The 13,749-nt window shown below is 39.8% G+C and carries 10 protein-coding genes and 1 pseudogene; 3 read left to right on the top strand and 8 right to left on the bottom strand.

The window, feature by feature from the left end; all coding sequences use genetic code 11:
• Window positions 1-13 precede the first annotated feature (13 nt).
• Window positions 14-775 carry an ABC transporter ATP-binding protein gene (locus tag MW695_RS00785; RefSeq protein WP_247101745.1) on the top strand — a complete coding sequence of 254 codons (762 nt, stop codon included), beginning with the start codon at window positions 14-16 and terminating at the stop codon, window positions 773-775.
• Window positions 765-2,711 (top strand): ABC transporter permease, encoded by a 1,947-nt coding sequence (locus MW695_RS00780; RefSeq protein WP_247101742.1) that lies wholly within the window; start codon window positions 765-767, stop codon window positions 2,709-2,711. Before MW695_RS00785 ends, MW695_RS00780 begins: the two co-directional genes overlap by 11 nt.
• 421 nt (window positions 2,712-3,132) lie before the next feature.
• Here MW695_RS00780 and MW695_RS00775 read toward each other — a convergent pair.
• Window positions 3,133-3,550 (bottom strand): annotated as a pseudogene (locus tag MW695_RS00775) (transposase); the annotation flags it as partial.
• Between the two features lie 372 nt (window positions 3,551-3,922).
• Window positions 3,923-4,768, bottom strand: coding sequence for a non-homologous end joining protein Ku (gene ku / locus MW695_RS00770; RefSeq protein ID WP_247101739.1), 846 nt, complete (start codon window positions 4,766-4,768; stop codon window positions 3,923-3,925).
• A gap of 153 nt (window positions 4,769-4,921) precedes the next feature.
• Here ku and MW695_RS00765 point away from each other — a divergent pair, with 153 nt between their 5' ends.
• Window positions 4,922-6,754 (top strand): DNA ligase D, encoded by a 1,833-nt coding sequence (locus MW695_RS00765; protein WP_247101736.1) that lies wholly within the window; start codon window positions 4,922-4,924, stop codon window positions 6,752-6,754.
• A gap of 33 nt (window positions 6,755-6,787) precedes the next feature.
• Here MW695_RS00765 and MW695_RS00760 read toward each other — a convergent pair whose 3' ends face one another.
• The 6 genes from MW695_RS00760 to MW695_RS00735 all read right to left on the bottom strand — a co-directional run bounded on the left by MW695_RS00760 (window position 6,788) and on the right by MW695_RS00735 (window position 13,699).
• Window positions 6,788-7,060: a DUF3006 family protein gene (locus MW695_RS00760; RefSeq protein ID WP_247101732.1), complete on the bottom strand. Its 273-nt coding sequence runs from the start codon at window positions 7,058-7,060 to the stop codon at window positions 6,788-6,790.
• A 5-nt stretch (window positions 7,061-7,065) separates the two neighbouring features.
• The gene (locus MW695_RS00755; protein WP_247101728.1) at window positions 7,066-8,259 is read right to left on the bottom strand and encodes an MBL fold metallo-hydrolase; all 1,194 of its coding nucleotides are present in this window, start codon (window positions 8,257-8,259) and stop codon (window positions 7,066-7,068) included.
• 147 nt (window positions 8,260-8,406) lie between these two features.
• Window positions 8,407-9,450: a PP2C family protein-serine/threonine phosphatase gene (locus MW695_RS00750; RefSeq protein WP_247101725.1), complete on the bottom strand. Its 1,044-nt coding sequence runs from the start codon at window positions 9,448-9,450 to the stop codon at window positions 8,407-8,409.
• 58 nt (window positions 9,451-9,508) lie between these two features.
• Window positions 9,509-10,708 (bottom strand): class I SAM-dependent rRNA methyltransferase, encoded by a 1,200-nt coding sequence (locus MW695_RS00745; RefSeq protein ID WP_247101723.1) that lies wholly within the window; start codon window positions 10,706-10,708, stop codon window positions 9,509-9,511.
• A 337-nt stretch (window positions 10,709-11,045) separates the two neighbouring features.
• Window positions 11,046-12,470 (bottom strand): carbon starvation CstA family protein, encoded by a 1,425-nt coding sequence (locus MW695_RS00740; RefSeq protein ID WP_247101720.1) that lies wholly within the window; start codon window positions 12,468-12,470, stop codon window positions 11,046-11,048.
• A gap of 176 nt (window positions 12,471-12,646) precedes the next feature.
• On the bottom strand, window positions 12,647-13,699 hold the full coding sequence (locus MW695_RS00735) for an NAD(P)/FAD-dependent oxidoreductase (protein ID WP_247101716.1): 1,053 nt from the start codon (window positions 13,697-13,699) through the stop codon (window positions 12,647-12,649).
• Window positions 13,700-13,749: the final 50 nt, after the last annotated feature.

The raw sequence follows: 13,749 nt of genomic DNA, 5'->3' as shown, positions 1-13,749 counted from the left end.
AGGAGTGATTCATATGGCAATCTTACACGCGACAAACATCCGCAAAAGCTATGGAAATAAATTCAATCGACAAGAAGTACTGAAAGGAATTGACGTACATGTTGAAAAAGGCGAATTCGTTAGCATTATGGGGGCATCTGGTTCTGGAAAAACGACCTTATTAAATGTATTATCCTCCATTGATACAGCTAGTAATGGCTCCATTATGATAAATGGACAAGAAATGGTCGGATTGAAGGAAAAGAAGCTTGCCGAATTTCGCAAACAGCATTTAGGTTTTATTTTTCAAGAGTACAACTTACTCGATACGTTAACCGTACAAGAAAATATTATGCTACCGCTTTCGATTACAAAAATGCCTAAACGAACGGCACAGCAACGCTTTAAAGAAATCGCAAATGATTTAGGCATTTTTGAATGCAAAAACAAATACCCAAGCCAAATTTCCGGTGGTCAAAAGCAACGATCCTCAGCGGCTAGAGCCTTTATTCATCAGCCAAGTATTATTTTTGCTGACGAGCCGACAGGAGCATTAGATTCGAAATCTGCTTCTGATTTGTTAAACAAGCTACGCCAGCTTAACGAAAAGCGTCATGCTACAATTATGATGGTTACACATGATCCCGTCGCCGCAAGCTATAGTAGTCGTGTGATTTTCATTAAGGACGGCCAAATCTATACGCAATTAACAAAGGGAGAGGAGACTCGACAGCAATTCTTCCAAGATATTATGAAAACACAAGGTGTTTTAGGTGGTGTGCACAATGAGCATTAATCATCTGATCACTCAAAATATTAAAAAAAATCTTGGTCATTACTTCCTATATATTTTTGCTCTTGTTTTTAGTGTGGCCCTTTACTTTTCCTTTGTTACGTTACAATATGACCCGGCTATGGATCCCGCTAAAGGATCGATTCGAGGTGGGGCTGCGATTCAAGCCGCGTCCGTTCTGTTAGTTGCAATTGTCCTTGTCTTTCTCGTTTATGCTAACACGATTTTCTTAAAACGGCGTAGCTCTGAAATAGCCCTTTACCGCTTAATCGGAATGAATAAGGGCGAGGTTTTCCGAATTATTACATTCGAAAATGCTGTTCTTTATATCGGATCGCTATTGATCGGGGCATTTCTTGGCTTTGCTTCTTCCAAATTAATCGCCATGATTCTTTTCCAAGTAACGGGCGTCGATGATATCGCTAGCTTAACATTTTCACCTGAAGCCTTCATCCAGACGATCATCGTATTTAGTTGTATTTTTCTATTATTAATGGTGATGAATAACCTTTTTATTAAAAAACAAAGCATTTTAGCTTTGTTCCAAGTACGCTCTACTTCTGAGCATAAAATAAAAAAATACTCGATCATTGAAATCATCATTGGCGTTTTAGGGATTGGACTGATTATAGCTGGTTATTACGTTTCGTCTATCTTATTTGATGGTAGCTTAACGGACATGATCGAATTAGTAGTGACAATGCTGTTTATTTTAGCATCCGTCATCATCGGGACCTATTTGTTTTACAAAGGGTCCGTTAGCTTCATTTTTCAATGCATTCGCAAACGAAAAAATGGCTATTTATCGATTCACCATGTCCTTTCCTTATCATCCATCATGTTTCGAATGAAATCAAATGCATTGTTGTTGACAATTATCACGACTGTATCCGCACTCGCTATCGGCTTACTATCCTTGAGTTATATTTCCTATTACTCAGCTGAGAAAACGGCGGAGCAATATGTTGCTGCTGACTTTTCCTTTACCGATCAAGAGGCCGCTTTAAGCTTTCAAGAGGCTTTAGAAGAAAACGACGTCAGTTATGAGCGAATAGATCGGAAAACGTATCAAGCTGATTTTAATATTGAAGACATTCTTGATGCGAACTTAGAAGGGTTAAATTTCGATCCGAATACGATGCGACTTTCTGTCATTAGTGATACGAGCTTACATGGTTATGATCTTGAACCTGACGAAGTGATCTTCTCTGGCTATAGTAGTATTCTGCAAAGCTTCTTAAGCTTAAAAGATTCAGGTAGCATTTCCCTGCAGCTTAACGGTGAAGAGCAACCTTTGACTTACTTAGGACTTGATGATGGTCACCATCTTTCTCTTCCGTTTACGAATGGTGGACTCCCGATCGCTATCGTCGATGAAGCTCGGTTCTCGGACATTGAAATGAATCATGATGAAGACATTCAGCTGGACTATAGCGAGTTCGTTGGTTTCCTTATAAATAATAATCGTGATTTAGAATCGGCAAATGAATGGTTTCACAAGCTTGAGTTAAGCGAAAGTTCCGGTTCACTGTCAAAAACAGATACAGCTTCTACACAAAAGCAAAACATGGGACTTATCATGTTTATGGTCGGTTTTCTCGGCCTTACCTTCCTTGTGACGTCAGGCTGTATCCTCTATTTTAAACAAGTCGATGAATGTGAAGGCGAGAAGGGAACCTATACGATTTTGCGTAAGCTTGGCTTTACAGAGTCAAATTTATTACGGGGTATTCAACGGAAACAGCTTCTTAACTTTGGTATTCCTTTAACTGTTGGACTTAGTCATAGTTACTTTGCTGTTCAATCAGGTTGGTTCATTTTCGGTACGGAGCTTTGGACACCCATGCTGCTAGTGATGACTCTGTATACGATTCTCTATTCATTATTCGGCATTCTGTCCGTACTGCATTACAAAAAAGTGATTAGAGCCGCGCTTTAATATCTATCTTGAACACAACAAGAGACTGGGACATAACTTGCTTGAAATAGTGAAAATGGTGGATTCTTCGATTTGCCTAGGTGTTAGCAGTGAGCTTTCTTAAGCTCACTGCCATTAACGCAACCCCCATCTCGTTTTCTGTTTGCCAGGATATCATTAATGTTTTGTTCACTACCATAACCTGCATCTGCGACAATGTGTTTCGGTAACTGGTAGTCTTTTTATTCCATTTCATCTAGAAATGGAAAAGCGTACGTGTATCAGTTGGAGTTGAGAATACACGATTTTGTGTGGTGACTTTCTTTTATCAGAAGTTGCCCTTATTTTATTGTGAAAAATAAACTATTTTTATAAAAATTGTAGTTCTGACGATGGGTTATTCTCATAGTGGAATGGAACGAACCTGTGACAGCCCCTTACTTTAAAGAGTAAGAAATAATGAAAGTCGGTAAAATTTTACCGACCCAGACCGTAGACCAAACGCCTTTGAGAAGTTGATCTCAAAAGCGTTTTAACGTTATTTCTTCTATTTTCTGTTGGTGTAACTGGAGGATGTGTATTTCTCCAGTGACAGTTGGCTAATTGGTTCATGGCAGCAAAAACAAGCATCGCTTGCACTGTTTCAGATCGGCAAAGACGCGTTCAATAGTTTCTTTACGCTTTGCATAAATCTCTTTATTTATATCTGTATGTCGTAGATGTTCGGCTTCATGCAAAGCATCTTGCCAATTGTGCCGTAGAACAGCTTTTGATGATTTTTTACACTTGGTGCATTGGTGTAAGGCAGGACATGTCTGGCAAATCGATGAATCAGATATGTACTCGCGATAACTTTTTTGACATCATCGTCTGTCCACTCCTGTCCCTTTTTTCACTTATATTATAGAAAAAAATTGGACTTCTTTCTCTTATTTGAGGAGAATCCAATTTGCTTTTTGACACTAGACAAAGCGGACGGGATGGGAGGGCCGACTCCTGCAGGAGAAAAGGGCAGGTTGAAATCCACCGGCGCAGTCGGTTAGTTCAACGCCCTCCTGCGGAAAGCGTGCCCCCCATCCCGGTAGCGTGGTCGGAGGACGATTTCTTGGCAATAAAAAAGCTTGTCGACTGTCTCGCTTTTGCGAGACTTTGTCGACAGGCTGAGTCGGTAAAATTTTACCGACTTTTTCATTTCAGAGGAGGGTTTTGTCCAAGACTCTTCATCTCAACGATTATGCATTTTTACGCGTAGGACCTTCTGATTTCTTTCCTTGTGTTTTACGTGATCGTGTCTTTTTCTTTTTCGTTCGGTCAAGAGATGCTTCAAGGGCCGACATGAGATCGGTCACATTGGATGCTTTTGCAGGCTCCTGTTCAGTTACACTAACAGTATGCTCACCAGATTTTTTCTCTTCAATTAAATCAAGTAAGGCAGTGCGATAATCATCGGTGTACTTCTCTGGGTCAAAGGTGGTTGTTAGCTGTTCCACAAGAAGTAACGCTGTATCAAGCTCCTTCTTAGCGACCTTCTGTTCTTCTGGAATATTTGGAACATCTTCTGCTTTACGTACTTCATCAGGGAAATGAATCGTCTCCATAAGGAGCATATGTTCATATACACGGACAACCGCAAGCTGTTCTTTTGAACGTATAATGATTTTCGCTACACCTATTTTTCCTGATTCCTCTAATGCTGTACGCAAAAGGGCGTAGGCTTTCGCCCCTCCACTATCAGGGGCCATAAAATAACTTCTCTCAAAATAAATCGGATCAATCTCCTCAAGCTTCACAAAATCAATAATTTCAACCGATTTATCTTCATTTTCCTTTTTTAGCTTTTCGAGCTCTTCATCATCTAAAATGACAAATTTATTCTTCGCATATTCATAGGCCTTCACAATGTCATCTTGTCCTAATTCCTTTTCGCATCCAGGACATGCCTTCTCATATTTAATCGGAGTATGACATTCCTTATGAATTTGTCTTAACTTAATATCTTTATTTTCGGTTGCTGTATGCAGTTTAACCGGAATATTCACAAGTCCAAAGCTAATGCTTCCTTTCCAAACGGTATGCATCGTTTCACCTTCTTTTTTTCTTACTATGTTGCGAAACGTTATAAATTATGTATCCAATCAATGTACATACTAACTATTAGAAAGATCATTTGGGGCTATCAAACAAACGAAGCCTTACACTTTCTTATATAACTACTCGGAGATGATCATGCTATGAAGCCAATGCGACTAACAACACGTGCATCGATTCCTACAGGGGACAATTGGATATACGAAGCAAAATATGATGGCTTTCGCTGCATGCTACAATGGAAACAAAACAGACCTACTTTACTAAGCAGAACGGGACGCTTATTAAATAAACAATTTCCTGAAATTATTGACTTTTGCCTACAGCATGAGGAGTTGATTTCTCCATATCTCCCCCTTCTTCTAGACGGAGAAATCGTCTATTTAACCCATTCACTTGTGAGCGACTTTACGATTGTGCAAAACCGAGGAAGGCTTCGCAATCAAACAGCCATCGACAAGCAGCAATCGCATCACCCTTGCCATTTTCTAGCGTTTGATTTATTGATAGGAAAAGGAGAAATATACAAAAAACAGCCCCTTTTCAAACGAAAAGAGAGATTATCTTCATTATTCCAAAAGGCGACATGGCCTTTAACACCATCGAAGCAAAATGACAAACGGATTCAGCTAATCACCTACACAAACAATCATCAAAGATTATGGTCACAGGTGACTGCTCAAAACGGCGAAGGAATGATTGCCAAGCACCGTAATAGCCAATATGAAGAAGGGATTCGTACAACTCAATGGCTAAAGATCAAGCATTGGCGAATTGTAACAGTCGTGCTCTCTCATTATGACCGTCAAAATGGCTACTTCCGTGGCAACATTTTAAAAGGTGAGCAATGGATTGAAGTCGTTCATTTTAAACACGGTTTATCAAAAAAAGAAGAAGCGATACTTGCATCCTTTTTTCAGAAGCAAGGTCAAAAAGTTTCTACTGAGCAATGGAAATTAGAGCCTGCGATTTGTGTCGATGTCGCCTGTATTGATTTTGATGGAAAGCATTTACGTGAACCGACGTTTCACCAATTCCAGTTTGATTCCGATCCGTTAGCATGTACATGGAAACAGATGCAACGTCAACTACATCCGATACCAGAGTCCATTTCTATAACTCATGCAGACAAACCTATTTTCCCTAAGCTCTCCATCGATAAAGATGAGTATATACTTTATCTACAAAAAGTAGCTCCAGCTCTACTTCCATTTTTAAAAAATCGTTGTTTAACACTTATACGTTACCCTCACGGTGTCGAGGGTGAATCCTTTTACCAAAAGCAATGCCCGAACTATGCACCTGATTTCATTGAAACAAGGGTCGAGGAAGGGATTGATTACATCGTGTGTAACGATGTTCATACACTGCTTTGGCTTGGTAACCAACTAGCTCTAGAATTTCATATACCCTTCCAAACAATCGACACGAATCAGCCAACTGAAATCGTCTTTGATTTAGACCCACCTACTGTACGTCAGTTCCATCTAGCTATTACAGCTGCCAAGCAAATGAAAGAGGTCTTTGACCAATTTGGCCTCTATAGTTATGTCAAAACGTCAGGAGGAAAAGGGCTGCAGCTTTATTTACCTATTGCGAATAATCAATTCACTTATGAAGAAACGCGACTCTTTACTAAGTTTATCGCGACATATTTATGTGAACAAAACCCTGCTCTATTTACAACTGAACGATTAAAAAAGAAACGAGACAAACGACTGTACGTTGATTACATTCAGCATGACGTAGGTAAAACAATCATTTCTCCTTTCTCGCCAAGAGGACATGCAGATGGACTTGTTGCCACCCCACTTTGGTGGCATGAGGTCAACGAAAATCTCACTCCACACAACTTTGACCTCTTTACAGTCATTGAACGTATAAAAGAAGGAAACCCGTTTGAAAGCTTTTTTGCTCATAAGGACAAGCAACCATTGCGTGATGTCATCTCAGAATTAAAGAAGCGCATAAACTAAAGCCCACTAACCATCCGTTTAGTGGGCTCTCTTTTAGTCTTTTCTTTTAAATCGACTTCCGTTACTTTTTTGTCGTAATCTTTTTAATGTGGCTCCTACCTTAGCTTCCATCCTATTTGTCATTTTTGTATCAATGGTCATCTCAACGATTTGCTCATCTTCAACCGTTAATAACAGCCACGTGCCTTCTTCCGCTGCAGTTGGTAGCTGTTCTTGCCGGACAGTAAACTCCTTCTTCTGCTCCTCCACTAACAAAACAGCTCTATCGCCATCAACTATTCGATCAATAACAGCTCGTATCGTCATATTCATCACCTCACACAAGCGATTCCCTCATTGATAATATCGGTTAATCGTCCATCACCAATACCGTTAATACGTCTTAAATCTTCCATTGATTCAAACGGCCTAAGCTCCATTAACGCTTCAGCACGTTCCTCGCCAATATGATTAATCTCTTGTAGTAAGTCAATCGTAGCTTCGTTAATATTTATACAATCACTTTCTACTACTTGTTCTTCTAGTGGCTCCCCTTCAATCTCAGCTTGTTGCTGATTGCTAGGATTTACATCCCCATCTTTTTCAGTTCTTATTTGTAACGTTTCCCCATCCGATTCAACCACAATCGTTCCATGCACAAACGTTGCATACATCTCAACTCCGGCATCAGATACTCGTTCTACCACTTCTCTATGTGGATGACCATATTGATTATCCTTCCCTGCTGATATAATGGCAACTGAGGGATTCACTGCTTGGAGGAAAGCGGGAATGGTTGATGTACTCGAGCCATGATGACCTAACTGCAACACATCAGCATCTAATTCATAGCCTCGTTTGATCATGGCTTCCTCTGTCTGCTTTTCTGCATCTCCTGTTAACACAAATCGTGTATCGCCATACGTGAACATAGCCGAAATCGAGCCTTCATGTACATCACCCGTCAACTGATCTGGATTCAGGATTTCTATTTCTAACGGACCGACATCATACACTTCACCTGCTCGCGGCTCATGGTAATCAGCACCGCTAGCCTCAATCGCTTCCATCACACGCAAAAACGTTTGTGAGGTTGCTATGTCACCTGACATCCACACCTCAGACACGTCCATTGCCTCTAAGATTAAATCCATCTGTCCAATATGGTCGGCATGAGGATGAGAGCCCACCATAATATCAATATATTCAATATCATTTACTTGTAAATAATGAACAAGATCCTCCTCCATCCAATGACCCGCATCGAACAGAATTCGGTAGTCCTCTCCTTCAGCTGAATACTCAAATAACGTCGCATCGGCCTGACCCACATCGATGAAATGCACCTTTAATCGCTCTAAGCTTTCCTCTACACCCTCAGAACGTACCTCTTCCTCATTTTCATGATCTACGTTAGTCTCTTCATTCATTTCTACATCACTTGGTAGATTCTGTTCTAGCTGTCCACACCCAACCAAGACGATAATCGAAAACGCTGTTAACCATTTCAGCACATATGTATACACTAAGCTGTCACCTCTACTCTTACATTGTTCACTAATCAAACTCTCTAAACATTGCACCAATGGGTTCATGACTTTTATCCGAAACAGAAAAAGGCTTAGGAACTCCCCCTAGCCTTTTTCAAGGGTCTCTTTTTTCTATATTCAGAGTCATAGCTTAACCGATACAATCGCAATATCATCTGCTTGTTCGCCTGCAAATATCCCCTTACTTAGTTCTTCTAACTTAGATGGATGTAATTGATCAGCAATACTTAGCATATAATGTTCACTTTCTCGAATAGTCATCCTCAATGTACCTGCTACACCATCTGTGAATATAGCTAATTGATCTTCCTTTTCATATTGAACTTGATCTGTTACTGGTTCCATATCTTCACTTAAGCCAATAGGAGTTGTCGTTTGCTTCAACAAATGATTTCTTCCATCACCAACAAGAATACCTGCTGGATGTCCCGCATTAAAATACTTAATCGACTGTTGCTCGACATCAATATATAAATAGATTCCTGTACAAAAATAATGCTTAGAATGAATGACCGAACGAAATAATGAGTGAAAGTGCTTATTTAACTCAGCATATACTCGTTCTGGATCACTCACTCGACGAATAATTCCAGGGAGCAAGGCACGTAAGGACATGCTAATTAAGCTTGAAGCTACTCCTTGCCCCATTATATCTAGCAAAATCACACCATAGTGACGTTCATTTATTTGGTACCAGGAATAAAGATCCCCCGATAAATGTTCGGATGGGCGCAGAAGTGCGTTAATCATGACATTTTCATTTTCAATCGGCGGAACTAATACACTTTTTTGAATCGCTTGCGCTAATGCAAAATCCTTGCTCTGTTGCATTTCTAACCGTTTGCGATCAGTTATGTTGGTATGAGTAATAACCGCACCTTCCATATGTAACTGGTCAGGCGCCTGTTTCAAAGGAGTGACAACCATCGCAAACCATCGCATTTCATTTGGAGAGTGACAAGGATACTCATATCGAAATACTTTCTTTCTACCTTGCAATACGGACATAACCCCTAACTGAACATCTTTTCCTGAAACCTCTAAATACTGGCTACCAACTCCACAATCATCCATACGTCCGCCATTAATGAGGCAGAAACGATCCCATTCTTCATTTGTCGCAACAATCCAACCATCCTGATCAATGATCGCAACTTGATGGGCCATTGAATTAATGACATGCTGATAAAAGGGCTTATTTAATTGTATAGTTTTAATCGCCTCCCTATTTTAATGTCTGTTTACGAATAAACACAACCTTCAAATAGTTACCTTCTTTAAATGATTTCGTCGTCTTAAAGTCTTGTGGCAATGAGAATTCTTCGACAATTTGATACGCAGCTCCCATCTCTTTAAAAGCCTGATCAATAAATACCTTAAAACGTTTCATTTGAAATTGGGCACAATTAGTCGAAGCAATAATGAGTCCATTATCCGCAGTAATCGCAATCGCTTGCTTTAAAAGATCTGGATAATCCTTTCCTGCCTTAAACGTATGTTTCTTTGAACGTGCAAAGCTAGGGGGATCTAAAATAACAACATCAAAGGTTAGCTGCTTCTTTACCGCATATTTAAAATAATGAAAGACATCCTCTACAATAATGTCATGAGCTTCATAATCCAACCCATTTACACTAAACTGCTCAATCGTCTTTCGTAAGCTTCGATTAGCTAAATCAACACTTGTCGTTTTCGTCGCTCCACCAAGAGCAGCGGCTACTGAAAAGGCACCTGTATAGGAAAATGTATTTAACACCGTCTTACCGTTTGCATAGTGATCACGTAACGTTCGTCTCACATCACGCTGATCAAGAAAGACCCCGACCATTGCCCCTTCGTTTAAATAAACCGCAAATTGAATACCACTTTCCTTCACGATAAGAGGAAACGAGCCTCTTTCTCCGACTACATAATCATCCTCTTCTACATACTTCCCACCTTGATCAAATCGCTTCTTCTGATAAATCCCACGGTATTCCATCGTTTTCTCTAAAGCTTTGAGTATTGGCTTCTTAAAAGAATAGATCCCTTGACTGTACCAGTTAATCAAAAGGAAACCTGCAAAGTAGTCAATCGTTAGGCCACCAATCCCGTCTCCTTCTGCATGAAATAAGCGAAATGAAGTCGTTTCTGGGTCACGAAATAGAGAATTTCGCTGTTGAAAGGCAGCTTGAAATTTACGAATAAAATAAGCTTCGTCTATCACTTCCTGCTCATCATACGTTAACACCCAACCGATTCCTTTATTTTGCTTACCATAATAGGCTCGCGCAATAAAGTCATTCAAATCATCAACTAGGCGAAATACGACTCCTTCTTCTTTTAATAAGTTAGCATGAATCGCTTCATCTGTAATGAGCGGATAGCCCGCTTTATATTTTTTTATAAAAGAAGAAGCCACTAAACAGCTGTATTCTTTGTTCATCTTCTCATCCTAACGTATGAATTTATTAGCTACAGTATATCACATTGTTTGCGATCATCGCCTTTTTCAAGCTAGGTCGAATCTTATTATGACGATAACATTTGATCGCATAATTTTGTGATCAACCTCTCCATTTCTTTAATTTTACATTTTTATTCGCTAAAATCAATTGCGTAGTCGTTACAATGGTTTTAAAGTTGGATGACGTGCTCTAACCGTGTAACGAGCGAAGCCGACGCCACCCGTGAATCCTCTTCTCTCCATGATTAACACTCAAAGCTCTATAAATAAAATGGAAAAGCCTTCACAATCTAGTAACGGACTGTGAAGACTTCTACTACAGGTCAACTCGATTATCTTTATGACTAACTCGTAAAATTTGACCTATATACCAAACAGCAACAAGAGCTGTTAATAGTAAGCCAATGACCATTGAAATCTGATAATCCATACTTAAGCCTTCAGGCGCATAGAATATATACGTACATACGACACCCGTCATAAAGACTGCTGGAATTCCACAAATCCAATGGAATTTAAATTGCTTTAATAAATACATTGTCGCTGTCCATAGCATGACCGTAGCAACAACCTGATTCGTCCAGCCGACGTAACGCCATAAAAATGTATAATCAATCGTCGCTAAGAAAAACGCTGGGATCGCAACAGGAATCGTCACTATTATGACCTTCACTTTGCCATCCATATTGTAAAATTTCGCAACGATTTCCGACAAAATCATTCGTGATGAGCGTAGCGCCGTATCACCAGTCGTAATAGGTAAAATAATAACACCAAAAACAGCTAAGATAAGTCCTGCCGTCCCTAATAATTCCGTTGAAATCTCATTCACAACACCTGAAGGTCCACCCACAGCCAGCGCCTCTTGTAATCCAACTGTTCCGTTGAAAAAGGCCATTCCCGCCGCTGCCCAAATGAGTGTAATAATACCCTCTATGACCATCGCCCCATAAAAGATTCGCCGGCCATCTGATTCCTTCTTCATCGTTCGTGCGATGATTGGGCTTTGTGTACTATGAAAACCCGATATCGCTCCACACGAGATCGTCACCATGAGGAGTGGCCAAATAGGTAACTCTTCAGGATGAAGGTTACTCAACGTTAAGTTCGGAATCGTACGATCAGAGAACATAAGCGCAACGGCAACCGCTCCAGCCATAATGAGCAAAACTGCGCCTAGAAAAGGATAAATTCGCCCAATAATTCGGTTAACTGGCAAAACGGTCGCTAATAGAAAATATGAAAAAATCAACATAAGCGCCACTAAAAAGCTTAATGGCGTTAATTGGGAAATTAATTGAGCCGGGCCTGCTGTAAATGCAGCCGCCACTAAAATCATTAACACGAGTGAAACAATATTAATAAATGACTTCACATGATTGCCTAAATACCGACCGACTAAATAAGGAAATTGAGCACCACCATGACGCATAGACATCATACCAGAAAAATAATCATGAACCGCTCCGGCAAAGATACAACCGACCACAATCCAAATAAATGCAACTGGTCCATATAGTGCACCAGCTACTGCACCATAAATCGGACCTAACCCAGCAATATTAAGTAGCTGAATCAAATTCCCCTTCCACCAACTCATCGGAACATAATCTAAATTATCCCGTTGTGTATAAGCTGGAGTTTCCCTTGAATCATTTATGACAAAAATACGCTCTACCCATTTTGAGTAAAAAACATATCCTAACATTAATAATGCCATTGCCCCTATTAGTGTTACCATCTAACTTGCCCCCTACTTGAAAAAACTCCTTCATATCTTATCACGTTTTTTCAAAATAAAGAACAAATTTTCTGAACAAATTGATTATTTTTTCTTTTCTAATATAATATTTTTTCGTTTAATCAAAAAAAAAGATGCCGCACTAGGTTACCCCTATGACACATCTTCTCTCTATATTACTTCCCTACCATTTCCTTCACTAACTCGCGATTTCTTTCCTTAAACACATCATTATGAGAGGATACCATCGCCGCCTTCTTCGCTTCAGGATCAATAAATTGCTTCGCCTGATTGACTGCATTAGCAGCATCCTGGAATGCACCTGCAATCAAATGTAGCTTCCCATCATGCTTTAAAATATCTCCAGCCGCATACATCCCCGGTATGGAGGATTCACTATTCGTATTTCCTTTTATATAAAAGTCTTCTTCCATTTCAATATTTAATGTACTATTTTTCAATAAGGATGAGTCACGTTCATAACCGTGATTAATAATAATGTCGTCCACTTCAATAAGACGTGTCCCTTCTTCTTCATGATTCGTCACTTCTACTTTCTCAACGAGATCTGCACTTGAATTGGCAATAAGCTTAGTAATCGACGTATGAAGCAGGCAGGAAACGGAACTACTTAGTAATTGATTGACTTGGGCCTCATGACCCTTTAGCTCTTCTTTTCGATACGTTAAGTATACCTTTTTCGCAATAGGTTCTAATTCATTGGCCCAATCAACCGCTGAATTACCTCCACCTGAAATGATCACAGTACGATCCTTAAATTGCTTAAGAGACTTCACTGTATAATGTAGGTTTGTGACTTCGAACCGTTCAGCCCCTTCAATCTCTAGCTTCTGTGGCTTTAATATTCCCGATCCGACTGCTACAATAACCGTCTTCGATACATGCTGTTCTCCTGAACTTCCTTTTAATACAAAGAATCCATCCTCACCCTTAGAAACCGATTCAACCTTTTCATTTAACACGACAGTAGGATCAAACGTCATTCCCTGCTTAACGAGCTGATCAATAAGCGCTTGCCCAGTAATAGGAGTTAATCCACCAATATCCCAGATCATTTTCTCTGGATACACATGTACTTTCCCACCTAAAAACGGCTGAAATTCGATGATTTTCGTTTTCATCCCACGAAGCCCACTATAAAAAGCAGAGTAAAGTCCCGCAGGTCCGCCTCCAATAATCGTCACATCGTATACGTTTTGGTGTTCCACTATGACCACTCCTATTTTCATTAAATGATTATCATTCTCATTAAACTATA

The organism is Halalkalibacter sp. APA_J-10(15), assembly GCF_023017105.1.
Classification (GTDB): Bacteria; Bacillota; Bacilli; order Bacillales; family Bacillaceae_D; genus Halalkalibacter.
Note: the sequence above shows the minus strand (reverse complement) of the source record. Positions and strands in the feature narration are given on the sequence as shown.

Excerpts from the sequence above, each read along its gene's own strand:
- MW695_RS00785 (WP_247101745.1), top strand. The coding sequence starts at position 14 with ATGGCAATCTTACACGCGACAAACATCCGCAAAAGCTATGGAAATAAA.
- MW695_RS00780 (WP_247101742.1), top strand. The coding sequence starts at position 765 with ATGAGCATTAATCATCTGATCACTCAAAATATTAAAAAAAATCTTGGT.
- ku (WP_247101739.1), bottom strand. The coding sequence starts at position 4,768 with ATGCATACCGTTTGGAAAGGAAGCATTAGCTTTGGACTTGTGAATATT.
- MW695_RS00765 (WP_247101736.1), top strand. The coding sequence starts at position 4,922 with ATGAAGCCAATGCGACTAACAACACGTGCATCGATTCCTACAGGGGAC.
- MW695_RS00760 (WP_247101732.1), bottom strand. The coding sequence starts at position 7,060 with ATGACGATACGAGCTGTTATTGATCGAATAGTTGATGGCGATAGAGCT.
- MW695_RS00750 (WP_247101725.1), bottom strand. The coding sequence starts at position 9,450 with ATGGCCCATCAAGTTGCGATCATTGATCAGGATGGTTGGATTGTTGCG.
- MW695_RS00745 (WP_247101723.1), bottom strand. The coding sequence starts at position 10,708 with ATGAACAAAGAATACAGCTGTTTAGTGGCTTCTTCTTTTATAAAAAAA.
- MW695_RS00740 (WP_247101720.1), bottom strand. The coding sequence starts at position 12,470 with ATGGTAACACTAATAGGGGCAATGGCATTATTAATGTTAGGATATGTT.